Genomic DNA, 24101 nt, shown 5'->3' with positions numbered 1-24101 from the left:
CTTTAAAAGGAAAAACAAATACTTGCTAAAATAGGAAATTCAAATGTTTAAAAACAAATTTATGAAGGCTGCGGGACTGCTGCTACTGGGTGGAGCAATGGTTGCCTGTAATAACCAGTCGAGTAAAGAAAAACAAGAGAGCGATGCGAATGCCATCCGCTTAATTACACTGGATCCCGGACATTTCCATGCCGCCCTGGTGCAAAAGTCTATGTATCCGAATGTTGACAGTGTGGTGCATGTATACGCACCGGAAGATGGTAAAGATCTAAAAGCGCACTTAGCTCTAATTGAGAGTTATAATACGCGAATGGAAGATCCAACTCATTGGAAAGAGGAAGTTTATACCGGTACGGACTATCTTCAAAAAATGATAGCAGATAAAAAAGGTAATGTAGTAGTGCTCGCCGGAAATAACCAAAAGAAAATAGATTACATTACCCAATCTATTGACGCCGGATTGAACGTGCTGGCCGATAAACCGATGGCCATCGATGTAGCAGGTTTTGAGAAACTGGAAAAAGCTTTTGCCTCAGCTAAAGAGAAGAAGGTCTTGCTTTATGATATTATGACCGAACGCTTTGAGATTACAGCTACCCTGCAAAAAGAGTTCTCTCAAATTTCAGCGCTATTTGGCGAATTGCAAAGGGGTACGCTTGACGAACCGGCCATAACCAAAGAAAGTGTGCATCATTTTTTCAAGAATGTATCGGGTAAGCCCCTCATCCGCCCTACATGGTTCTTTGATGTGAATCAACAGGGAGAGGGTATTGTGGACGTGACTACGCATTTGGTCGATTTAGTTCAATGGGAAGGATTTCCGGAACAGGTAATTGATTATAAAAAAGATATTAAGCTGTTAAATGCTAAACGTTGGCCAACCTGGTTAGGTGCCGCACAATTCAAGAAAGCAACGCAAGAAGAGTTTCCCGATATGCTGAAAGGTAACATGAATGAGAAAGGCGAGTTGGGGGTTTTTGCTAACGGCGAAATTAACTATACGATTAAGAATGTGCATGCAAAAGTGGTGGTGAAATGGAATTTTGAAGCTCCTGAAGGTACCGGCGATACCCACTATTCTATTATGCGTGGATCAAAAGCGAACTTGATCATTAAGCAAGGTAAGGAAGAAAATTATAAGCCCGTTCTCTATCTGGAAGCAGTAGGGGAAGAGCAAGCGGACTTCGAGAAAATTGTACAGGAAGCGGTTGCGCAAATTGCTAAGCAATACACCGGTGTAGCTGCTGAAAAATTGAAAGCAGGTTATTATAAGATTAATATACCGGAAGTGTTAAAGACTAATCACGAGGAGCATTTTGGGCAAGTGACCAGTAACTACCTAAGTTATTTGAAAGAAGGTAAACTGCCCGACTGGGAAGTGCCTAATATGATCGCCAAATATTATGTAACCACAAAGGCCTTGGAATTGGCCAAGAAGAAATAAATCTAGATAATGAACCCGAGAAGAAATTTTTTAAAGAAAAGTATAATAGGAGCAGTAAGTGCAACACTTGTAGACGGCGTATATAATAGTGTCGAAGCTAAACCACTTGGAGGAGCGCATGCGAAAGACGAACCTTTCAAACTTGGAATTGCAGGTTATAGTTTCGTTAATTTTAACTTAGATCAATCGCTGGAGATGATGAAGAAAGTAGATGTACACTATTTGTGCATCAAGGATTTTCATTTACCATATAATAGTACAGCCGAGCAAATAGCGACTTTTCATGCGAAACTGAAAAGCTTTGATGTTACCGGTTACGCGGTAGGACCTATTTATATGAAAACCAGAGAAGAGATTGATAAAGGTTTTGATTATGCTAAACGGGTTGGTGTAAACTTAATTATCGGTATCCCTAATCATGAAGATCTGGCGTATGTCGCCGAAAAAACAAAGGAATATGACATTCGCTATGCCATTCACAATCATGGACCGGAAGATAAGCTTTACCCAAATGCATCGGTAATTTATGATTTGATAAAGAATTTGGATCCACGATTGGGCATCTGCTTTGATATGGGACACAACAAACGGGACGGTCGCGATTCGGTAGCGGACCTGCAAAAATACAGCAAGCGCATTTTTGATATGCATTTAAAAAATGTCACCGCAGCAACAAAGGACGGTAAAACCTGCGAGCTGGGGCGTGGGGTGATTGATATCCCCGCTTATGTGAAAATGTTACGAAAAGTAAACTACACAGGCTCTTGTAGCTTGGAGTATGAAAAAGATATGAAAGATCCATTAGCTGGTATAGCCGAATCCGTTGGTTATTTCCGGGGTGCCTGTGATGGAACACGTTAAGGTGAGCTCGTAGTTAAGTAGGAGAGTCGTTAAGTAGTTAAGTAGTTGAGTCGTTAAGTAGGGTTTTATTAGTGTTGAATTATGAATGATGAGCGATGAATGGCTTTAATTAGTTTGTAGTTAAGTAGGAGAGTAGTTAAGTAGTAGCAGCAGCACAAGCCTATAGCCGACCGCTTACAGCTTACTGCCTACAGCAAAACTAAGCTTTCTCCAAAAAAGCCTTTTGATAAGCCAAAGGGCTTTTTTCTGTTATCTGTTTAAAGTATTTGTGAAAACTTGCGAAGTTGTTGAATCCACTTTCGTAACATAATTGTTTGACACTCATTTTATTCTCAATCAGTAATTTACAGGCATGGCCAACGCGGATTTCCAAGAGAAAGCGAGAATAGGTTTTACCTGTTTTTGCTTTAAAATACCTACAAAAAGAGTTAGAACTAATGCCGGCGATAGCTGATATATCTTCTAAGCTAATCTTTTGACGAAAGTTAGCTAAGGTGTAGTCAAATATGCTGTTGATTCTTTTTTTCTCTTCATCTTGCAAGTTTGGATGAAAGCCAATGGATGAAATCAACCGATAAGAGGAATCGGAAGCAATTGCATGTAGGGCCTCCATTAATAAAATAATCCGTCGGGTTCCTTCCGAATGAAGCATTTGTTCTAACAAGGTACTTACTTTCTGTTTAGCTTGCCCTGTTACCTGAATGCCCCTTCGTGCCTTTTCGAGCAACTGCTTAATGGCTATGTTTTCGGGAAGTTCCAAAAAGTCGCGACCCCAGAAGTGTTCATTGAAATGAGCGACTCGAACATCGGCCCGATCCTCATTTTGCTCATCAAAATAGTGATCGTCAAATCGCCAATAGTGGGGTAGCTGAGATCCAACCAAAACGATATCCCCTGAATGAAAGTGATTGATTTGATCTCCAATAAACTGTGTTCCTTTTCCTCGGTAAAAATGAATGAGTTCTACCTCCGCATGATAATGCCATCTATTATTAATATAGGGAACAAAGTCCTGGCGGACGCTGAAAGATTGCGTAGGTGCCGTACTTAGCTTGAGTAATTGAGGTTTCATTATTTTACATATTAGGTGATTAACGTCAACTGCTTAATGCGAAACAATATCCAATCTATTCAGTTGTATGGTCAGCTAATCAGGCAAATATAAAACAAATATGCTAAAATAGCTTAATGATTGGCTAAAATGAGCAAGGGATTTAAAAAGTGAAATTCCTTAATTTGTAGTTGGCTTTACCAATAAGGATAAATTATTTTGATTAAAACTGAACCTAATATTATTTTATGTCGAAAAAAGGTGTGCTGATACCCATCATTTTAGTTACTTCATTGTTCTTTCTATGGGCCCTGCTTCATAACTTAAATCCCATATTAATTCCACACTTGAGAAAGGCCTTTGCCTTAGACGATCTACAGTCTTCATTGATCGACACATCTGCTTACATAAGCTATTTCGTAGTAGCTATTCCGGCGGGTTTATATATGCAACGGTTCGGTTATAAAAAGGGAGTTTTACTTGGATTGATTCTTTACGCGATAGGAGCACTCCTGGTTATTCCTGCGGCCTCTGAAAGGAACTATATCTTTTTTCTGTCGGCTATTTTCGTCATTGCAGCAGGGGCAACCTTTCTGGAAACGGTGGCTAACCCGTATATAGCCGTACTAGGTGATAAGGAAACCGCCACACAACGGCTAAATTTTGCTCAATCGTTTAATGGTTTGGGCGCCGTGGTAGCACCTATTTTAGGTGGTAGATTCATTCTTTCAGGGATCGAACATAGTCCCGAAAAATTAGCCGCTATGAGCCCCGAGTCGTTGAATTCGTATTTACAGTCGGAAGCCGATACGGTGAAAGTACCCTATCTTGTTATCGCCGGTATTGTAGTCGCCCTTTTACTCTTATTCGTTGTCACCAAGCTTCCGGAAAGTCAAGAGGAGGAATCGGATGGTACGCACACTGTTGGGACGAATTTTTCATTGAAGATATTTAAGCATAAGCATTTTTTATGGGCAGTTGTCAGCCAATTTTTCTACGTGGGTGCACAAGTGGGCGTCGGTAGTTTTTTTATACGCTATGCTAATCATGTGACCGATATGGGAGAAAAAAATGCGGCCTATTTGTTTGGATCAGTAGCGATGGTTGGTTTCATGTTAGGTCGCTTCAGCGGCACTTTCTTAATGCGTTATATTAAACCGGCTAGTTTATTGGCGGCTTATGGTTTGTTATGCACTTTGCTATTGTTGGTGGCCGTGTTTAGTTCAGGCACCGTGGCTTTGTATGCACTTGTTGCCGTTCCTTTTTTTATGTCCATTATGTATCCAACCATCTTTTCACTCGGTATACAAAATCTTACAAGTGAAGAAACAAAGATTGCTTCTTCCTTTTTGGTGATGTCAATCATTGGTGGGGCTGTTGTTCCTTTGTTGATGGGGCTCGTCTCCGTTGCGGCAAACAGTATACAAATTGCTTATCTGGTTCCGTTAATATGTTTTTTGGTTGTCTTTTACTATGGATGGAAAGGGTATAGGATCTAGGTAGTTCAATAGCAGTTAAATGGTTGAGTAGGGAAGTAGTTAAATAGTGATGAGTGATGAGTGAGGAATGATGAGCGTTGAATGAGTGAATGGGCCTTTTTACCATCCCTCCGGGAGGCAGGCTTTTGAATTTTTACTTTTGAATTTTGACTTTGCAAAATGAAAACATACGCATTGGCACTTGATCTCAAAGAAGATGATCATCTAATAAAAGAATATGAGCAGCATCATCGGGCTATTTGGCCTGAGATCAGGGAGTCGATTTTAACAGCGGGAGTCATCGATATGCGCATATACCGATTGGCTAACCGTTTGTTTATGATCATGGAGGTTACGGATGATTTTAGCTTTGATAAAAAAGCGGAGATGGACGCAAACAATCCGAAAGTACAGGAATGGGAAGCTTTAATGTGGAAATACCAACAACCGTTGCCACAAGCAAAAGAAGGTGAAAAGTGGTTGTTGATGGAGGAAATTTTTAAATTATAAGGCTTTATGCTATAGGCATATTGGCAAAAATAAATCGAAACAAAAAGCTGATCGCCCAAGGCTGACAGCTGATCACTGGAAATGACAACAATACGAAAATATTTGCAAATACATCCATCGGATAATGTACTGGTGGCGTTGCAGGACCTGCCTGCCGGTGAATCAATTCACTTTAATGGTGATAGTTTCGTGCTACCTGGCGCGGTAGCTGCAAAGCATAAATTCACGATAGAGGAGATGGCACCGGAGCAGGAAATACATATGTACGGCGTTCTGGTAGGAAAAACGAATAGAGCAATCGGCAAAGGAGAGGCAATTACCACCGAAAACATTTATCACGCAGCAAACGATTTTAAACTAGGGAAACGAAAACTAGACTGGCATAAACCGGATGTTTCCCGCTTTTCAAACCGTAGCTTTCTTGGCTATCATCGTAGCAACGGAACAGTTGGAACAGGAAATTATTGGTTGGTTATCCCCTTAGTTTTCTGTGAAAATCGGAACGTATTGGTAATGAAGGAAGCTTTTGAGGAAAAGCTTGGCTTTAAAAAAGCCAAAAGTTATGAACCGGAAGTAGAGCAATTGATCTCGCTCTATAAGACCGGTGCCTCCATCGAGCAGTTATTGTCGGTGGATCTGCGGGATGTAAAGGAATCGCACCGGCATCACAAGCTTTTTCCGAATGTAGATGGCATTAAATTTTTAAATCATGATATGGGTTGTGGTGGAACGCGCATGGATTCAGATGCTTTGTGCGGTCTGCTAGCAGGTTATATAACGCATCCTAATGTAGCAGGTGCCACCGTCCTAAGCTTAGGCTGCCAACATGCGCAGGCGAGTATTTTGAGAGCCGAGATTGCAAAACGTGATCCACATTTTGATAGACCCTTATATGTTTTTGAGCAACAGAAAATCGGATCTGAAAGTGTGCTGCTTCAGGAGGCCTTGAAGCATACTTTCACGGGTCTGATTCAAGCTAATCAACAAGAAAGAAGGCCGGCAGGTTTAGATAAGCTGTGTATCGGTTTAGAGTGCGGTGGATCCGACGGGTTTTCCGGTATTTCAGCGAATCCTGCGCTTGGTTATCTATCCGATATGCTGGTAACCTTAGGCGGATCTGTTATACTTTCCGAATTTCCGGAGCTTTGCGGAGTAGAGCAGGAGCTTAGCGATCGCTGTAAAGACGAGGAAACAGCCCTTCGGTTCATGGAATTGATGAAAACTTACAATGCGAAGGCAGAGCAAGATGGCAGTGGTTTTTATGCCAATCCTTCACCTGGAAATATTCGTGATGGTCTGATAACCGATGCGATTAAATCCGCAGGCGCAGCAAAAAAAGGAGGAACTTCGCCGGTGCAAGCGGTGATCGATTATCCGGAATTAGCCAACACACCTGGATTGAACCTTTTGTGTACGCCGGGAAACGACGTAGAGAGTACCACGGCCGAGGTGGCAGCAGGGGCGAATGTTGTACTGTTCACGACGGGTTTAGGTACACCTACGGGCAATCCAATTGCGCCCGTCGTTAAGTTGTCGACCAATACAAAGACCTTCGAAAAGATGCCAGACATTATCGATATTAACTGCGGCACGATCATCGAAGGTACAGAAACCATCGAGCAGGCTGCCGAACGAATTTTGGATTTTGTAATAGAGGTGGCCAGTGGGAAACAAGTGCCTAAAGCGGTGAAATTAGGGCAAGACGATTTTATCCCTTGGAGACGGGGGGTGTCTTTATAAGGTGTAAGGTGAGAGGTATAAAGGGGCTGAAAGCTGAATGCTGAAGGCCGATAGCTAAAAATAAAATATGATGTTTGATTTAACTGGAAAAAAAGCGATTATTACAGGAGGGGGAAGTGGTATCGGAAGAGCAATCAGCTTGTTGTTTGGAAAGCAGGGGGCTGAAGTGCATATATTAGAACTTAATGAGTCAGCGGCTTCGGCTGTTAGAGACGAGATTAAGGAAGCCGGTGGGAAGGCTTTCTCTCACGCTGTGAATGTGAGCGATCAAAGCGAAATGCTAGCGGTTGTGCAGGGAATCGGAGCGGTGGATATTTTGGTGAATAATGCCGGTATTGCTCATGTCGGCAATTTAGAAAACTGTAAAGTGGAAGATTTCGAACGTGTTTACAGTGTGAATGTCAAAGGAGCTTATAATGCTTTGTTTAGTGTTATCCCCTTGATGAAAGAGCGAAAAAAGGGTGCCATTCTGAATTTGGCATCAATTGCCTCACAGGTTGGTATTACTGATCGATTTGCCTATTCCATGAGCAAAGGTGCTATTGCTGCGATGACATTGTCGGTTGCTCGTGATTATATTGATTATGGGATACGCTGTAATAGTATTTCGCCGGCAAGAGTACATACACCTTTTGTGGACGGCTTTATTGCTAAAAATTATCCGGGCAAAGAAGAAGAAATGTTTGCTAAATTAGCCGCTAGCCAGCCCATTGGACGGATGGCTAAACCGGAGGAAATAGCCTCGTTAGCACTTTATCTATGTTCTGACGAAGCTGATTTCATTACGGGCAATGACTATCCAATTGATGGAGGCTTTATTAAGTTGAATAATTAACAGCTTTCTGCTTTCAGAAGTCAGCTTTCGGCCAATTGAAAACGAATTAAAGCTGAAGGCCGATGCCTGATAGCTAAAAGCTAAAAGCTAATAATAATATGAAACTAATCCGTTACGGTGAGCCTAGCCGTGAAAAAATAGGTGTACAGATAGAAGAAAAAAATTACGATGTATCCGCTTTCGGCGGTGATTTTAACGAGCAGTTCTTCCAAGAAAATGGATTGGCTCGCTTAGAAGAGTTTATAAAGGCAAATAAGGAAACCTTAGTGGAGGTCCCCGAAGGAACGCGACTGGGCAGCCCGATTGCCAGGCCATCAAAAATTGTCTGTATTGGTTTGAACTATCGCGATCATGCAGAAGAAACCAATGCGAAGATTCCTGCCGAACCCATCATATTTATGAAATCGACCACTTCAATGGTTGGACCAAATGATGCGATCGTTATACCGAAAGGTTCTACTAAAACGGACTGGGAGGTCGAATTTGGTATTGTCATTGGAAAGAAAGCGAGTTACGTAGAAGAGACAGCAGCCATGGATTATGTTGCTGGTTATGTATTACATAATGATGTCTCTGAAAGAGAATATCAATTAGAGCGCGGCGGAACATGGGATAAGGGAAAAGGATGCGATACCTTTGCTCCTATAGGTCCTTTTTTGGCGACCCAAGATGAGATAAGCGATATAAATAATGTCCGTTTATGGCTCAGTGTTAATGGTAAAGTTGTTCAAGATGGCAATACTAAGAATCTAATTTTTAAAGTACCATTCATTGTTTCGTATATTAGCCAGTTTATGACCTTATTGCCTGGAGATGTTATCTCTACAGGAACACCGGCAGGAGTGGGTCTCGGATTTAATCCACCCGTATACTTAAAGCCTGGGGATATAGTGGAGTTGGGAGCTGAAGGTCTAGGCACCTCTAAACAAGTAGTAAAAGCTTATGAAGCGCATTGATTCGCATCAACATTTTTGGAATTATAATGCTGTGAAAGATGCTTGGATAACAGACGACATGGCCGCTATCCAGCATGACTTTTTACCTACGGATTTGGAGGGCCTTTTGCAAGCCAATGAAGTCGATGCTTGCGTAGCTGTACAAGCTGATCAGTCTGAACAGGAGACTAACTTTTTGCTGAATCTGGCAAAACAATTCTCGTTCATTAAAGGCGTAGTGGGCTGGGTCGATTTGAAAACTGCACATATCGAAGAGCGTTTGGCTCATTATAGTCTGTTTCCCAAATTGAAAGGATTCAGGCATATTTTGCAAGGAGAGCCCGACCCTCACTTTATGTTGAGTCCATCCTTTATCCGAGGTGTGGCAGCATTGCACAAATTTGGATTTAGTTATGATATATTGGTTAAACCTAAGCAATTACCTGCTGTCATTAAGTTCCTTACGCATTTCGATAGTGAACAACGCTTTGTAATCGATCACTTAGCTAAGCCTTACATCGCTGCTAAAAAGACAGAACCTTGGGCAACCGAGATGGCCCTATTAGCGCGTCATAACAACTTATATTGCAAGCTGTCGGGCATGGTGACCGAAGCGAATTGGAAGCACTGGAAGATGGATGATTTTTCATTTTATATCAATCATCTCTTGGATACGTTTGGCCCTTCCAGACTTATGTTCGGTTCCGATTGGCCGGTTTGCCTGGTGGCGGCCCAATATGAACAGGTTGTAAGTTTGTTAGATAAGCATCTCGGATCGCTAACATTAGCGGAGCAAGAAGCGATATGGTATAAAAACGCAGAGGAATTTTACAGACTTTAATTAGCTGTCGGCTATCGGATATCAGCCATCAGCTAATTTCGCTGAGCAGAAAGCTGAAAACCGAAAGCTGATAGCTCAAAGCTACAACAAATGGATTTAAAACTTAAAGATAAAATCATCATTGTAACAGGGGGAGCGAAAGGTATTGGCCGAAGTATAGCGGTGACCTTAGCAAAGGAAGGGGCTGTACCGGTTATTATTGGTAGAAAAAAGCCCGACAATGATACCGTTGTGGATGAAATTATTGCGCAGGGTGGACGGGCTTTCGGTGTGGAAGCCGAATTAACCCAAGCAGAGGCCTGTAAGAATGCTGTGGAGCAGACCTTAAGGAAGTTCGGTAGAATTGATGGGCTGGTAAACAATGCCGGACTGAACGATGGAGTCAGTTTAGAGAGTGGAAATTACGAGTTGTTTTTGAAAGGACTTCATAATAGTTTAGTACATTATTATCTTATGGCGCATTATGCGCTACCTTCACTCAAAGAGCATAAAGGGGTGATTCTGAACATTAGCTCAAAAACGGCCGAAACCGGACAGGGAGGAACATCCGCCTATGCAGCTTCCAATGGAGCAAGGAATGCACTGACGCGGGAATGGGCTGTCGAACTATTGCCTTATCATATTCGAGTCAACGCCATCGTCGTAGCAGAATGTGCCACACCTCAATATGATAGCTGGATACAAACCTTAGACAATCCAGAGGAAACGCTTAGACAAATAACAAGCAGAATCCCACTGGAAAATCGAATGACTACGTCTGAAGAAATTGCAGCCATGGCCGTGTTTTTATTATCGCCCCAGTCTTCCCATACAACGGGGCAATTAATCCATGTAGACGGCGGTTATGTGCATCTCGATCGCGCCGTAGGCGCCGGAATTTAAAGATCGCTTTTACTGAAATAGGAAATGAGGAAATTGGTAATTGGGGAGTGGTTAACCGCTCCCTTTACTATTTTATTACTTCTCTGCTATTTATTCTATTTGAGACAAATAGACGAATCATTGATACAATTTGTAGAACAATAAATTTGCTTGCTTAACCGATTAAGCTTAATATTGTATCATTATAAGCCAAATATTTTTCTTCTTACTAATCTCCTTGATACGGTCACAGAAGCAGTTTGCTTAAACGTTTAAAGAGAGACTTGCTAATAAAATTACGATAAACAGAATTAGAAACGGGGATATTTAAAACACATTTGTTTAATCGATTAAGCTAATGAAAAACTTATGAAACAATCATTCAATTCAGGTTAAGCTCCTATCGAAAGTTTGAGCTTGCGCCCGATAGGAGCGAATAACGAACCAATTAGAAAACTTAACTCATTATGCTAATGAATTTTTTACAACGACTCGCAGCATGGCGCTGTAGAGGAGAGACTCTTTTGCCTATACCTTTTATACGAGCGTTATGTGTAGGCACATTGCTCATTTACCTGATCGGTGCACAAACTTTCGAAGCGCATGCCCGTCAGCAAACCCGAAAAATCATTGGTCGTGTACTAGATGAAGCGGGGGAACGGTTGGCCGGTGTTAGTGTGTCCGTAAAGGGCATCGCCGCCAGCACGCAAACCGATTCCTTGGGACGTTTTGAAATGGATGTGCCCATTAACACAACGCATTTGCTATTTACATATGTCGGAAAAGAGGTTTTAGAATTAACGTTGACGAGTGTTCGTGAGTATACGGTTACCTTAAGCGATGATGCGCAAGCACTCGAAGAGGTGGTTGTTTCAACTGGTTACATGACCCAAAAGAAAGCGGATTTAACAGGAGCTGTCAGCTTGATAAAAAGAGCAGATTTTACGAAAACACCCAGCGCCAATGTGATGCGATCCCTCCAAGGTAAAATTCCGGGCGTCCGGATCACAACCGATGGTAACCCGGCCGAAAACGTAGGTATCCAGGTTCGCGGAGTTACTTCCTTCAATTCTGCGCCGGCGTTGATCGTACTTGATGGACAACCGGTAAATATCAATCTTCGGGATATCAATCCTAATGATATTGAATCGATTCAGATCTTGAAAGACGCGTCATCCGCTTCTATTTATGGTGCGCGTGCAGCTGGGGGTGTTATTCTGGTAAACACAAGGAAAGGACAAAAAGGAGGTACACAGATCACCTATGAAGGTTATGTCGGAACATCTAAGATTACCGGTGTACCAAAAATGCTCGATGCCGTTGGTTATGGGCGTGGCCTATGGCAAGCTACTGTTAATGATGGGGATGATCCGTCTACTGCGATACGGATTTATGATTACGATTGGAACTATGATAACAATGGTGTCCCGGTACTAAACAGTGTAACACCAATTCCGTGGTTAAATGCGGCTCAAACAATGCCTTCATCAAACACAAATTGGTTTAAGGAAGGGACGAGGGAGGGGATTCAAACCAATCACCAGTTGACAATAACGGGGGGAGGTGAAAAATCGACTAGCCTCTTTTCTTTGAATTATTATAACAACGAAGGTACACAGCTTACTTCATATTTTAAACGTTTGGCAGGACGCTTTAATAACGAATACCAATTACTCAACGGACGAGTGACGATCGGCGAAAATTTAACGCTTACCCATCTGCGTTTTCGGGATGTCAGCCGAACTTACGAATTTTTAGTTATGCCTCCGAACATTCCGGTGTACGATAACAACGGAGCTTGGGGTGGTGTAGCTATGCCGTTAGGCATGGATGACTTTAATAACCCAATCCGTGACCTAATGCTTAATAAAGATAACATTGGAAATTTTATGAAGGTTTTGGGAACTGCCTATGCTAATGTGAAAATATTAGATAACCTGAACTTTAAAACACAATATGGTGTCGATTACAGTATGTGGTATGATCGAAATATCCAGCGGAAGTGGGAAGAGGCAGGGGGCAAAAGCAGCAGTTTAAATGGGGTTAGACAAAACAACTGGCACGATATCGGTCAAACCTGGACCAATACCTTAGTCTATAACTTGGAGTTGAATAACAATCGCTTCGATATCTTAGGAGGTATTGAAACCTATAAATTTACCAATGAAAGTGTAAATGTATATCGCGAAGGGATTCTGCTGGAAGACCGAGCTTATGCCTATCTATCTACTGCTACGGGAGAAAGAAGGGACCTCGCGGGAGGGGGAAACGAACGGCGTATTTTGTCCTTCTTTGGAAAAATCAACTATGCTTATAAATCCAAATATCTGCTGTCGGCCACTTTTAGACGTGATGGCGCCTCCGTTTTTGGAGAGAATAATCGATATGGTAACTTCCCGGCTTTTTCAGCGGGATGGAGATTAAAAGATGAAGCATTTTTGAAACAAGCTGATTTTTTATCAGATTTGAAACTCCGCGCCAGCTGGGGTAAAAATGGTAACTCACAACCTGTTTTAACGGGGAGATTCACCGATATTTATGTTCCGGATGTGAATGGCACCTCCTATGCAATAGGCGGGAATCCCTCAGGTAATATTCCATCTGGTTACAGAAGGAGTAGTTTGGGGAATCCTGACCTCAAATGGGAAACAACAACGCAGACCAATATAGGGGTCGACTATGCGTTTCTTGATAATCGCTTATCGGGGTCCTTTGATTGGTTTACCAAAAAGACCACGGATATGCTTTTTGAACCGCCTTACATTGCAGCCTTGGGAGAAGGAGGTTACCGGTGGGTGAATGGAGCCAATATGACCAACAAAGGTTTCGAATTTTTGCTCAGCTGGGGGGAATCAAGAAATGACTTTTCATACACGATCACAGGGAATTTTTCGGCCTATAAAAATGAAGTGCACGATGTACCAGCAAATGTTCGCTTTGCTTATGGTGGAAATGGCTTAACGGATGATATTATTGGTCGGCCGTTAAACTCGTTATACGGATTGGTAGCCGATGGTATTTTCAAAACCCAGGAAGAAGTTGATAATGCGCCACAACAGCAAGGAAAAGGGGTCGGTAGGATTCGCTATAAGGATCTCGATGGTGACGGCGTGATTAACGAAATTTATGATCGTACATGGATTGCGATTACCGATCCTGATTTAATGGCAGGCTTAAATTTCGAGGCGCGTTACAAAAATTTCGATATAACCTTTTTCCTTCAAGGCGTATTTGGGAATGATGTTCGTAATACGTGGAAAGAACTAAGCGATTTCTGGAATATCGGAGTTCAGAATGACCGGAATCATCCCAGTCGCATACTAGACGCGTGGACACCTCATAACCCGGACTCAGACATCCCTGCTTTATCTAGGCGTGATGCAAATGGAGAAAAAAGGTTATCAACCTACTTTATTGAAAACGGATCTTATATCAAGTTGCGAACATTAGATATCGGCTATACATTCCCTCAAAAGTGGATGGATTCTTGGCACTTAAGCAGACTTCGACTTTACGTATCAGGTCAAAACTTGTTTACGCTGAAGAAAACTTGGGGAGATGACCGGTTTACAGGGGGAGATCCCGAAAATCCGGGTTTTGGTTACCCAATGCCAAGAACATTATTTGTAGGAGTTAATGTGACATTCTAATCTTATTATGATGAAAACAGTTCAATTGTATATAACCCTGACTTTACTGATCTTATCAGCGGGGTGTCAGAAATTTTTAGAGGTCGACACCAAGGGTGTTTTATCGCAAAGTCAAGCAGAAGACCCTGCTCAAATAGAAAGTTTTGTAGTGGCCGCCTATTCACACATGTCTTCGTTGGGATTTGCAGACACACACAATCCCTGGATTCAATCTGTTCGTTCAGATGACGCTTATAAGGGAGGTGGTGGTTTGAGTGATCAAACACCGTGGTACGAAATGGAAACCTTTACCGGTGTAACACCAAACGTCGGCAATAACGACGGTCCTTGGTACCGCGGTTATGTTGGGATTAGCCGAGCAAACATTGCTTTGCGTTTACTGAATGCGGTAGATGCGTCCACGTTTCCAAAGAAGGATCAGCGAATCGCAGAAATGAAATTTCTACGCGGATGGATCTACCTTGGTATGAAACTAAGATGGAAATATGTGCCCATAATTGACGAGAACACACCTTCTGACGCAGTAGTGGTAGAAGGTATTTCGAATCGACCGGATGGCATGGCGAATGATTTGCCTTTATGGGATTGGATTATTCAAAATTTCGAAGATGCGGCAGCTATTTTGCCTGAGACCCAAGCTGAAAAAGGTCGACCAACAAAATATGCGGCACACGCGCTAGCTGCAAAGGCCTTGCTTTTTAGAGCATACGAACAAAACGATCGGCATCAAGTGATTAACATTAACAAGGAAACGCTGCAGAGAGCATTGGACCACTTAGATGCAATTATGGCCGTAGACGGGGCTGTTTATGATTTACAAGCGGACTTTGGAGATAATTTTATGATTGAATTCGATAACGCTACCAAGGAGGCGCTTTGGGAGATACAATATTCCATTGATGACGGCACAACGGATGGTCATATCAATCGAGGTAATGAGCTCAATGCTCCCTGGTGGGCGCCATACTTTACCTGCTGCGACTTCAATAAAGTTTCACATACAATGATCAATGCTTTTAAAACAGACGAAACGGGTTTGCCTGATTTCCAGAACTACAACAATACGGAAATGAAAGGCAATACCTATGTTGAATTTTTTAAAAGTCATGAATTTGATCCACGATTAAGTCATACAGCTGCTATACCAGGCTATCCCTGGAAATACGATAATAATTTATTGTATCAAGAATCAGGGTCACGCGCTCCTTTCCAATATGGCTACTTCAACTCCATGAAAGAACAGGTTCATCCCGATTGCGACTGTATTTTTCGGCCATTTTATGTAATGAATTCGATGAATGAAAAAGTTATCCGCTACTCCGAAGTTTTACTGTGGAAGGCCGAGGTACTTATCCAGCTCGATCGCTTTAATGAAGCATTGCCATTGATTAATCGTATACGCCAACGAGCCGCGAACAGTACACAGCGCTTGCATAAACCGGATGGTTCTTTGTGGATGGATTATAAAGTGGAAACGTATAAACCTGGGGTAAACGTGACCTGGACAAAAGAGTTCGCTTGGCAGGCTTTGATGTGGGAAAACAGATTGGAATTTTCCATGGAGGGGCGACGCTTTTTTGATTTGATGCGATGGGGACAGTTAGAACCTGTTATGAATGCTTTTATTAATAAAGAGAAAACGCGATTTGATTGGTATAATCAAGGGCGCTTTACCGCAGGTAGAGATGAATTTTTGCCGATCCCCCAAGCGCAGATGAATTGGTCTAAAGGTAGTTATAAACAAAATCCCGGCTATTAAACTATCATATTATGAAAATAGTACTTATATATATATTCTCGCTGTCCGCGCTCTTTTTTACCGGTTGTAACGATCGCGATATGCTGGAAAGAAAAGATGGAGTAAGTTTACCTGCCGTTGAGGGATTAACTATGCAGCGAGTAGATGATAAGCATGTTCGCTTAACATGGAATATTCCAGACAATATTCCAAACGAGATAGAACTACCGGTCAACGTTTTTGTTGAAGTTAAGGAAATCGTTAACGTGACTAAAACGCTTCCTGTTTTCAATACGACATTGTCAAACGCACCTTCAGAATTCATTTATGAAATTCCCGATATTGCTAAAACTTACCATATAACCATTAAGCTAAACGGTTCGACAAAAGTAAAAGATGTAAACTATTCAAGTAATATCTATTCTTTAGGCCAAACGGCGGTTATTGCCGAAGGTCAGTGAGACGGATTGTTGAAGAAATGATAAAAAATAAATGGCTTTTATTTGTTTGTTTAAACGATTAAGCTTACTATTGTAAAACCAAAATGAAGATAACCGGCAATCGGTTTCCAATTATTAAACTAATGCTTTTATGAACCTTAAGAAAAATATGATGAAAAAATTTCTGGCAGCGCTAATCGGTCTTTTCATTTATTCATTTACGTACGCACAGCAACAGGGCGCATTCAATGGTCTCGACATGAACATGGGCACGCTGTCCAAGTTATCGGATGCCAAAACCCGTTCAATTAGTCCCGAAAATTTTTCCGGTGCTAAAGGAAAGGGCGGTATGGCAGATCCGGTTAAGCAGGCAGGTCAGCGAAATGTAGCGAATTCCGCCTCTCAGGCACGTGACTTAGGTCTTGGTTGGAAAGTGAATCCTTATATTACTATCAATGGAGGCGAGACCTTCACGATTGCTGAAATGGAAGGCCCAGGGGCGGTGCAGCATATCTGGATGACACCTACAGGCAATTGGAGTTACTCTATTATCCGTTTCTATTGGGATGATGAAACGGAGCCTTCTATTGAAGCTCCGGTTTGGTGCTTTTTTCGGAATGGCTTGGAACGAATTCGCTCCGTTGAGCTCTATGGCAGTCACGGTGAATCCGGGTAGTGCCTTTAATTGTTATTGGAAGATGCCGTTCCGAAAAAAATGTAGAATTACGGTTGAAAATATTAACAGCGAACCCATGAACCTGTATTATCAGGTAGATTATACGTTAACAGATGTAGGGGAAGAGGAGGCTTATTTACATGCACAATACCGCCGTTCAAATCCAAATTCAACTTCGCTTCACACCATTTTAGATGGCGTCAAAGGAAAAGGTCATTATGTAGGTACCTACATGGGCGTAGGCGTAAACAATAACGGCTGGTGGGGTGAAGGCGAGATTAAGTTCTTTATGGATGGCGATAAAGACTTCGCTACTATTGTAGGTACGGGTACCGAGGATTACTTCTGCGGTTCTTACAATTTTGAAAATAAGAAAACACATCAATATCAGGAATACTGCACGCCCTTCGCCGGTTTGCATCAGGTGATCCGTCCAGACGGTGTCTATCAAGCGCAACAACGCTTTGGCATGTATCGCTGGCACATTATGGACCCAATCCGCTTCGATAGTGATCTGAAGGTGACGATTCAAGACTTAGGATGGCGTTCCGAGGGACGATATTTACCGCAAAAATCGGATATTATTACCGTTGCTTTCTGGTATCAACGCGAGCCCCATGCTCGTTTTCCGAAATTACCGGCGAAAAACGATTTGGAAGTTAACTAAGATGAAAAGAATGAAGCAGCGTATTATTGTCTCAAGCATACTGGCTCTTTTTAGTGTTGCTTGCAGTCAATCGTCAAAAAAATCAGATAAACAAGCAACGATAGCCTCTAAAGAAATGACCACCTATAAACCCGGCTCGTTCGGTTATGATATTGCCTTTTTATCTAAACGGGATAGTGTTATTGTGCTTAAAGATGTGCACGGAGATGCGCAGGTGGTAGTCTCGCCCAAATATCAAGCAAAGGTATTTACCAGTACGGCAGATGGAGAAAGGGGTAGAAGTTTTGGCTGGATCAACTACGCTGCTTTTGATAAGAAAGATGAGCACATGAATGCTTACGGAGGCGAAGATAGGTTATGGTTAGGGCCGGAAGGCGGGAAGTTCTCTTTGTTCTTTGAACCGAAAAGCACAATGGAGTTTGCTAATTGGCATACTCCGTCGGCAGTAGATACAGAGCCTTGGGAAGTCAGCGCTTCCAATGATAGAGAGGTAACGCTTCATAAGCAGACTGCGATTACGAATTATGCCGGTACTGAGCTACAAATCCAACTTTCGAGAAACATCGAAATTCTTGAAAAAAAGGATATCGAGCAAGTACTGGGACTTTCTTGGAGTGAAAGCATAAAAACAGTAGGTTTTCGAACAACTAATAAAATCCTTAATCAAGGTGACAAAGCTTGGGATAAGCAAAGTGGCGCACCTTGTCTATGGAGCTTAGATATGTTCACTCCGACGCCTAAAACCGTCATTATAATTCCGTTTGAGAAGGAAGTTAAGGGTAAAATTGCTACTACGGATTATTTCGGAGAGATATCAAAGGACAGACTGATCGCAAAGGATAGCGTGCTGTTGTTTAAGGCTGATGGAAAATCGCGAGGGAAGCTCGGCATACCTCCTCAACGCGTTAAGCCAATTGCAGGCAGCTATGCTGCGGACACGAAAGTGTTAACCATCACTTATTTCGATATTCACCCGAAAGCAACTTATCTCAACCAAGAGTGGACACCGGATAAGGACCCCTTTACCGGCGATGCAATGAATGCTTATAATGATGGTCCGTTAGCAGACGGCAGTCAGATGGGGCCTTTTTATGAAATTGAAAGCGTATCACCGGCTGCTTTTTTAAAGCCTAAAGAAGAATTGACACATCACCATTATGTCTTTCATTTTACCGGCGAGGAAGAGGACTTAGACACCATTGCGCAAAAGGTGCTCGGAATATCGTTGAAGGAAGCGAAAATTGAGTAGGAAATCGTAAAATGGTTGAGTAGGAAAATAGTTAAGTAGTGGATGCCTGTCTGCCGGTAGATTGGAATGAGGAGTCATGAGTGAGTTGTGGCAGTGGCAACTGGATTATAAGAGTGGCAGTAGCACGTACTGACAGGGTTTTGAATTTTGACTTTTGACTTTTGAATTTAACACGATTAATAAATGAACAACTATCCCAAAATAGGAATTAGGCCCATTATCGACGGCCGCTTAGGAGGTATCCGCGAATCATTGGAAGAAACGACTATGAATATGGCGCAGGATGTGGCTGCTTTATTTCAGTCAGAGTTGCGTTACCCTGACGGAAGTCCGGTGCAATGTGTGATTGCCGATACTTGTATCGGCGGCGTAAGGGAGGCCGCCGATTGTGCACAAAAGTTCGAAGCCGAAAATGTCGGTGTTTCTTTGTCTGTAACACCTTGCTGGTGTTATGGTTCAGAAACAATGGATATGAATCCCTTGTTGCCGAAAGCAATTTGGGGTTTCAATGGGACAGAACGCCCTGGTGCGGTGTATTTGGCAGCTACCCTTGCGGCCCACAACCAAAAGGGACTTCCAGCTTTTGGTATCTATGGCGAGGATGTACAAGATATGGGAGATCGCTTTATTCCGGATGATGTAAAAGAAAAACTGTTGAGCTTTGCACGCGCGGGTTTAGCAGTAGCCATCATGCGCGGAAAATCGTATTTAGCCATTGGTTCGGTTTCTATGGGCATAGTGGGATCAATCGTTGATGCTGACTTTTTTCAGAATTATTTAGGCATGCGTAATGAATACGTTGATTCGTCAGAAGTGCTACGCAGAATTCAACTGAATTTGTTTGATCAGGATGAATATGAACGGGCGCTAGCTTGGACAAAAAAATACTGTAAAGAAGGTGAGGATTTTAATCAATCTCATAAAGTAAAATCGCGCGCCGAAAAAGATAACGATTGGGAATTTGTAGTGAAAATGACCCTTATTATCCGCGACCTCATGATCGGGAACAAAAAGTTAAAGGATATGGGCTATGCTGAAGAAGCACACGGGCATCATGCCTTGGTATCGGGCTTCCAAGGGCAACGCCAATGGACCGATTTCCTGCCGAACGGCGATTTTTCAGAAGCATTGCTGAATTCTTCCTTCGATTGGAATGGCAAACGTGCCCCCTTTATAGTAGCTACCGAAAACGATTCGTTGAACGGGGTGTCCATGCTGTTTAATTACTTATTGACGAATAAAGCGCAGATTTTTGCCGATGTCCGAACCTTTTGGAGCCCGGATGCGGTTGAGCGTGTTTCGGGTTGGCGGCCTACAGGTGTTGCTCAACATGGCTTTATCCATTTAATTAACTCCGGAGCCGCTACGCTGGATGGCACCGGTAAACAGAAATACGAAGGAGAGCCTGTGATGAAACCACATTGGGAAATTAGCGATGAAGAAGTGGAAGCTTGCTTAGCAGCGACCACTTGGCATCCGGCAAATCTCGATTATTTTAGAGGAGGCGGCTATTCGTCCAAATTTTTGACAGAGGGCGGTATGCCGGTTACGATGTGTCGTTTAAATCTGGTGAAAGGTGTAGGACCGGTATTGCAACTGGCCGAAGGGTGGACTGTCGAGCTTCCGGAAAATGTGAATAGGTTACTGGATGAACGAACGGATCGCACATGGCCAACTACTTGGTTTGTACCGAAAACCACAGGAGAAGGCGCGTTTCGTGACGTTTATAGTGTAATGGCTGCTTGGGGCTCCAACCACGGCGCTATTAGTCATGGACATATCGGTGCCGATCTATTGACGCTGGCATCCATGCTTCGGATCCCTGTTTGTATGCATAACGTTGAATCCCCTCGCATTTTTAGACCCAGCGCCTGGAATGCCTTTGGTATGGACCATGAAGGTGCTGATTACCGCGCCTGTGCCAGTTATGGACCACTATATAAATAAGCCATGTTTATGAATAAAAAAACAACAGGGTCGCTTTTCCGAACCAAGGATGGTATAAACTACCTCGTTCCTTTTATGTTTATCTGCAGTCTTTTTTTGCTATGGGGCTTTGCTCATGGTTTATTGGACGTGTTGGATAAGCACTTTCAGGATACGCTACAGGTTTCTAAGGCGCAATCCGGATTTGTCCAATTTTCCCTTTATATCGGTTACTTGGCAATGGCCATCCCTGCGGGCATTTTTATGAAACGTTACGGATATCAAAAGGGAATTATTCTGGGACTAACCCTTTTTGGGATAGGAGCGTTTTTGTTTTATCCGGCAGCAAAATTTGAAGCTTTTATTCCCTTTTTGCTAGCCTTATTTGTAATTGCTTGCGGACTGGCCTGTTTGGAAACAGCCGCGAATCCCTATTCTACCGTGTTAGGCTCGCAAGAGGAGGAGTTTGCAGCACGGCGTATCAATATTTCCCAGTCGTTCAACGGACTGGGGTGGATTTTAGGACCTTTGATGGGTGGTTTGTTTATTTTCGGTGCCGAACAACAGGACGGCGCCGAAAAATTTGATTCGCTGGTAAAACCGTATATGGGCATCGGCTGTGTGGTTGTAGTGGTCGCTGTTATTTTTATGTTGATTAAATTACCCGATATTGAGGAAAAAAGCGAGGAAGAGTCTGAAGAGAACCCGAAAATGGGCCGACTGTTAAAACATCCTGCCTTTATTGCTGCAGTAATTGCTCAGTTTCTTTATGTGGCCGCCCAAACTGGTGTTAATTCTTTCTTCATTAACTACGTAACGGAAGAAATTCCAAACGTAACAGGCCCGGTCGCTAACATGATGCAACACTTAGGTTATTTTGGAGAGGTCTTTATGCCGAAGAATGCAGAGCAGGCAGCCTCCGTAATTCTTGCAATCGGAGGCATGGGCTTATTCTGGATAGGGAGAATATCCGGGGCGTATCTCATGAAATTTCTAAAACCTAAAAAATTGCTGGCTATTTATGCGCTTATTAATACAGCCTTAATGGTTTTCGTACAGTTAGCATTAGGTTGGGGCTCTGTTATCGCCTTATTTAGCTGCTACTTCTTTATGTCTGTCATGTTCCCAACTATTTTTGCTTTAGGAATCCACGGCTTGGGGTCGCTTACAAAAAAAGCATCCTCTTTTCTTGTTATGGCAGTAGCAGGAGGAGCCTTTTGTCCACCTATTATGGGCGTAGTTGCCGATCATTCAAGTATGTCTGTAGCGTTTTTCATTCCGATGCTATGTTTTGCGTTCATTGCTTGGTACGCGATCTGGGGGGTCGGCAAAATAGAACATGATAATGAGATTATCTTGCATCATCATTAATACGTTAAGTAGTTAAATAGTTGAGTGGTTAAATAGTCGACCAACTGTTCAACAACTCCTGTCTGAAAGGCACAACGAATAACCGGTAACTAATCACCAATAACGAACAACAAATAACCAATGGCCTATAGCTTACTGCTTATGGCATAAAGCTGAAGAAATGAATTCCAATTACTGTATAGGTGTAGATTTTGGCACGGATTCCGTGCGCGCGCTCATTGTTGATGCGCATTCCGGGGAAGAGATAGCTGCCGCCGTACACCCCTATCCGCGTTGGCGAGACGGTTTGTATTGCAATCCTATTCGTAATCAATTTCGTCAACATCCCAAAGATTATATAGAAGGCGTAGAACAAACTATTAAGGCTTGTCTGAAACAGGCGGGCAGCGTGGTGCGTGCTAATATTCGGGCCATTTCGGTAGACACGACAGGGTCGACACCTGTTGCAGTGGACGCTGCCGGTACGCCGCTAGCCCTTTTGCCGGGCTTTGCCGATAATCCCAATGCCATGTTTGTTCTTTGGAAGGATCATACCGCGGTAGAGGAGGCTGCTGCTATAAATGCTTTAGCAAAAAAATTTAATATCGATTATTTGAAGTATGTGGGTGGAATATATTCCTCTGAATGGTTTTGGGCTAAACTACTCCATGTAGTGAAGTCCGATGAAGCGGTGTATAAGGCATGTTATACTTGGGTTGAACATTGCGATTGGATGCCTTTTTTACTAACAGGTGGAAAGCACGCTGATCAAATCAAAAGAGGGATCTGCACAGCGGGACATAAAGGGCTCTGGTCAAGTGAGTATGATGGATTACCTTCTGATGATTTTTTTGCGACACTTGATCCTCGTTTGATGAAGGTGGTAAAAACTTATCCCAAAAGGGTTTATACTGCTGACCAACTGGCCGGAAGCCTAAGTGAGGAATGGGCTGATCGTCTGGGTTTATCCACACAGGTTTTAATCGGTATTGGGGCCATGGATGCGCATATGGGGGCTGTAGGAGGGCAGATAGAACCTTATTTTCTAAGTAAGGTGATGGGAACTTCTACTTGTGATATGTTAATCGTGCCGCCCCATGAATTGGGACATCGGGTTGTAAGAGGAATCTGCGGACAGGTAAACGGCTCGATCATCCCGGGGATGATTGGCTTGGAGGCCGGACAATCTGCTTTTGGGGATGTATATGCTTGGTTTAAACAACTGCTTTTATGGCCTGTACAACATTTGTCCAACTCCAATTCTGCAGACCCAATCTTAACGCGCCAGCTGTATGCTCGTTTACAGGACCAATTATTGGACGGACTTGCAAATGAAGCTGCTAAACTAACTTTCGACGAATCGAGCGAATTGGCGGTTGACTGGTTAAATGGGCGAAGGACACCGGACGCAAATCAGCAATTGAAAGGTCTTGTTAGTGGCTTAACTTTAGGAAGCAGCGCCCCTAGTATATATCGTTCATTGGTTGAAGCAACCTGTTTTGGTGCACGTAAGATAGTAGAACGATTTCAAGAAGAAGGCATTCCGGTAAAGGGGCTAATTGGTGTAGGGGGGATCGCTCAAAAATCGCCCTTCATTATGCAAATGTTAGCTGATATTCTAGGAATGCCACTTAAAGTGCATCGATCGGAGCAAACCTGTGCACTTGGCGCTGCTATGTTCGCGGCGACCGTAGCGGATATTTATCCTTCTGTGGAAAAAGCGATGGAAGCGATGGGGCCAGGATTTGATCGTGTCTACCATCCGAATATAACATATACCGAATTGTACGAAAAGCGTTATCAGCGATATAATCAGTTAGGCGTTTGTATAGAAAAGGCTTAACAGCCA

At 42.8% G+C, this 24101-nt stretch carries 19 protein-coding genes; 18 read left to right on the top strand and 1 reads right to left on the bottom strand.

Annotated features, from left to right (window positions below; all coding sequences use genetic code 11):
* Positions 1 to 61: 61 nt before the first annotated feature.
* Together QT327_RS00255 and QT327_RS00250 are read left to right on the top strand one after the other, a co-directional pair.
* The gene (locus tag QT327_RS00255; protein ID WP_130858090.1) at positions 62 to 1444 is read left to right on the top strand and encodes a putative oxidoreductase C-terminal domain-containing protein; all 1383 of its coding nucleotides are present in this window, start codon (positions 62 to 64) and stop codon (positions 1442 to 1444) included.
* Between the two features lie 9 nt (positions 1445 to 1453).
* A complete protein-coding gene (locus tag QT327_RS00250; protein ID WP_130858089.1) occupies positions 1454 to 2305 on the top strand; it encodes a sugar phosphate isomerase/epimerase family protein in 852 nt (283 codons plus the stop codon).
* Positions 2306 to 2504: 199 nt separating this feature from the next.
* On the opposite strand, the gene QT327_RS00245 is transcribed toward QT327_RS00250, so the two are convergent.
* Entirely contained in the window at positions 2505 to 3377 is an 873-nt protein-coding gene (locus QT327_RS00245; protein WP_130858088.1) for an AraC family transcriptional regulator, read from the bottom strand.
* Between the two features lie 227 nt (positions 3378 to 3604).
* Here QT327_RS00245 and fucP (QT327_RS00240) point away from each other — a divergent pair, with 227 nt between their 5' ends.
* The 16 genes from fucP (QT327_RS00240) to QT327_RS00165 all read left to right on the top strand — a co-directional run bounded on the left by fucP (QT327_RS00240) (position 3605) and on the right by QT327_RS00165 (position 24095).
* The gene (gene fucP, locus QT327_RS00240; protein ID WP_130858087.1) at positions 3605 to 4855 is read left to right on the top strand and encodes an L-fucose:H+ symporter permease; all 1251 of its coding nucleotides are present in this window, start codon (positions 3605 to 3607) and stop codon (positions 4853 to 4855) included.
* A 159-nt stretch (positions 4856 to 5014) separates the two neighbouring features.
* A complete protein-coding gene (locus QT327_RS00235) occupies positions 5015 to 5344 on the top strand; it encodes an L-rhamnose mutarotase (protein WP_130858086.1) in 330 nt (109 codons plus the stop codon).
* 81 nt (positions 5345 to 5425) lie between these two features.
* Positions 5426 to 7084 carry a UxaA family hydrolase gene (locus QT327_RS00230; protein WP_130858085.1) on the top strand — a complete coding sequence of 553 codons (1659 nt, stop codon included), beginning with the start codon at positions 5426 to 5428 and terminating at the stop codon, positions 7082 to 7084.
* A 70-nt stretch (positions 7085 to 7154) separates the two neighbouring features.
* Positions 7155 to 7919: an SDR family NAD(P)-dependent oxidoreductase gene (locus tag QT327_RS00225; protein WP_130858146.1), complete on the top strand. Its 765-nt coding sequence runs from the start codon at positions 7155 to 7157 to the stop codon at positions 7917 to 7919.
* A gap of 98 nt (positions 7920 to 8017) precedes the next feature.
* Positions 8018 to 8875, top strand: coding sequence for a fumarylacetoacetate hydrolase family protein (locus QT327_RS00220; protein WP_130858084.1), 858 nt, complete (start codon positions 8018 to 8020; stop codon positions 8873 to 8875).
* Entirely contained in the window at positions 8862 to 9695 is an 834-nt protein-coding gene (locus QT327_RS00215; RefSeq protein ID WP_130858083.1) for an amidohydrolase family protein, read from the top strand. The genes QT327_RS00220 and QT327_RS00215 overlap by 14 nt, the downstream gene beginning before the upstream one ends.
* 90 nt (positions 9696 to 9785) lie before the next feature.
* On the top strand, positions 9786 to 10577 hold the full coding sequence (locus QT327_RS00210) for an L-fucose dehydrogenase (RefSeq protein ID WP_130858082.1): 792 nt from the start codon (positions 9786 to 9788) through the stop codon (positions 10575 to 10577).
* Positions 10578 to 11029: 452 nt separating this feature from the next.
* Entirely contained in the window at positions 11030 to 14206 is a 3177-nt protein-coding gene (locus QT327_RS00205) for a SusC/RagA family TonB-linked outer membrane protein (RefSeq protein ID WP_130858081.1), read from the top strand.
* A 7-nt stretch (positions 14207 to 14213) separates the two neighbouring features.
* A complete protein-coding gene (locus QT327_RS00200; protein ID WP_289551550.1) occupies positions 14214 to 15965 on the top strand; it encodes a RagB/SusD family nutrient uptake outer membrane protein in 1752 nt (583 codons plus the stop codon).
* An 11-nt stretch (positions 15966 to 15976) separates the two neighbouring features.
* Entirely contained in the window at positions 15977 to 16405 is a 429-nt protein-coding gene (locus tag QT327_RS00195) for a DUF4945 domain-containing protein (RefSeq protein WP_130858079.1), read from the top strand.
* Positions 16406 to 16535: 130 nt separating this feature from the next.
* Positions 16536 to 17060, top strand: coding sequence for a DUF2961 domain-containing protein (locus QT327_RS00190; RefSeq protein WP_289551549.1), 525 nt, complete (start codon positions 16536 to 16538; stop codon positions 17058 to 17060).
* A 76-nt stretch (positions 17061 to 17136) separates the two neighbouring features.
* A complete protein-coding gene (locus QT327_RS00185; protein WP_502910519.1) occupies positions 17137 to 17727 on the top strand; it encodes a glycoside hydrolase family 172 protein in 591 nt (196 codons plus the stop codon).
* A gap of 1 nt (position 17728) precedes the next feature.
* Positions 17729 to 18976: a DUF6786 family protein gene (locus tag QT327_RS00180; protein ID WP_289551547.1), complete on the top strand. Its 1248-nt coding sequence runs from the start codon at positions 17729 to 17731 to the stop codon at positions 18974 to 18976.
* 183 nt (positions 18977 to 19159) lie between these two features.
* Positions 19160 to 20923 carry an L-fucose isomerase gene (locus tag QT327_RS00175; protein ID WP_130858077.1) on the top strand — a complete coding sequence of 588 codons (1764 nt, stop codon included), beginning with the start codon at positions 19160 to 19162 and terminating at the stop codon, positions 20921 to 20923.
* A 9-nt stretch (positions 20924 to 20932) separates the two neighbouring features.
* A complete protein-coding gene (gene fucP / locus QT327_RS00170) occupies positions 20933 to 22273 on the top strand; it encodes an L-fucose:H+ symporter permease (protein ID WP_130858076.1) in 1341 nt (446 codons plus the stop codon).
* A 160-nt stretch (positions 22274 to 22433) separates the two neighbouring features.
* Positions 22434 to 24095, top strand: a complete 1662-nt coding sequence (locus QT327_RS00165; RefSeq protein ID WP_289551546.1) for a ribulokinase — start codon at positions 22434 to 22436, stop codon at positions 24093 to 24095.
* Positions 24096 to 24101: the final 6 nt, after the last annotated feature.

This window comes from Olivibacter sp. 47 (assembly GCF_030372825.1).
In the GTDB taxonomy this organism is placed as follows: Bacteria; Bacteroidota; Bacteroidia; order Sphingobacteriales; family Sphingobacteriaceae; genus Olivibacter; species Olivibacter oleidegradans.
This window is presented reverse-complemented; position numbering and strand designations above follow the sequence as displayed.

Coding starts and splice junctions, on each gene's coding strand:
- QT327_RS00180 (WP_289551547.1), top strand. CDS start 17,729: ATGAAAAGAATGAAGCAGCGTATTATTGTCTCAAGCATACTGGCTCTT.
- QT327_RS00205 (WP_130858081.1), top strand. CDS start 11,030: ATGAATTTTTTACAACGACTCGCAGCATGGCGCTGTAGAGGAGAGACT.
- QT327_RS00235 (WP_130858086.1), top strand. CDS start 5,015: ATGAAAACATACGCATTGGCACTTGATCTCAAAGAAGATGATCATCTA.
- QT327_RS00195 (WP_130858079.1), top strand. CDS start 15,977: ATGAAAATAGTACTTATATATATATTCTCGCTGTCCGCGCTCTTTTTT.
- fucP (WP_130858087.1), top strand. CDS start 3,605: ATGTCGAAAAAAGGTGTGCTGATACCCATCATTTTAGTTACTTCATTG.
- QT327_RS00215 (WP_130858083.1), top strand. CDS start 8,862: ATGAAGCGCATTGATTCGCATCAACATTTTTGGAATTATAATGCTGTG.
- QT327_RS00200 (WP_289551550.1), top strand. CDS start 14,214: ATGATGAAAACAGTTCAATTGTATATAACCCTGACTTTACTGATCTTA.
- QT327_RS00210 (WP_130858082.1), top strand. CDS start 9,786: ATGGATTTAAAACTTAAAGATAAAATCATCATTGTAACAGGGGGAGCG.
- fucP (WP_130858076.1), top strand. CDS start 20,933: ATGAATAAAAAAACAACAGGGTCGCTTTTCCGAACCAAGGATGGTATA.
- QT327_RS00220 (WP_130858084.1), top strand. CDS start 8,018: ATGAAACTAATCCGTTACGGTGAGCCTAGCCGTGAAAAAATAGGTGTA.
- QT327_RS00190 (WP_289551549.1), top strand. CDS start 16,536: ATGAACCTTAAGAAAAATATGATGAAAAAATTTCTGGCAGCGCTAATC.
- QT327_RS00165 (WP_289551546.1), top strand. CDS start 22,434: ATGAATTCCAATTACTGTATAGGTGTAGATTTTGGCACGGATTCCGTG.
- QT327_RS00175 (WP_130858077.1), top strand. CDS start 19,160: ATGAACAACTATCCCAAAATAGGAATTAGGCCCATTATCGACGGCCGC.
- QT327_RS00225 (WP_130858146.1), top strand. CDS start 7,155: ATGTTTGATTTAACTGGAAAAAAAGCGATTATTACAGGAGGGGGAAGT.
- QT327_RS00250 (WP_130858089.1), top strand. CDS start 1,454: ATGAACCCGAGAAGAAATTTTTTAAAGAAAAGTATAATAGGAGCAGTA.
- QT327_RS00230 (WP_130858085.1), top strand. CDS start 5,426: ATGACAACAATACGAAAATATTTGCAAATACATCCATCGGATAATGTA.
- QT327_RS00245 (WP_130858088.1), bottom strand. CDS start 3,377: ATGAAACCTCAATTACTCAAGCTAAGTACGGCACCTACGCAATCTTTC.
- QT327_RS00185 (WP_502910519.1), top strand. CDS start 17,137: ATGAACCTGTATTATCAGGTAGATTATACGTTAACAGATGTAGGGGAA.
- QT327_RS00255 (WP_130858090.1), top strand. CDS start 62: ATGAAGGCTGCGGGACTGCTGCTACTGGGTGGAGCAATGGTTGCCTGT.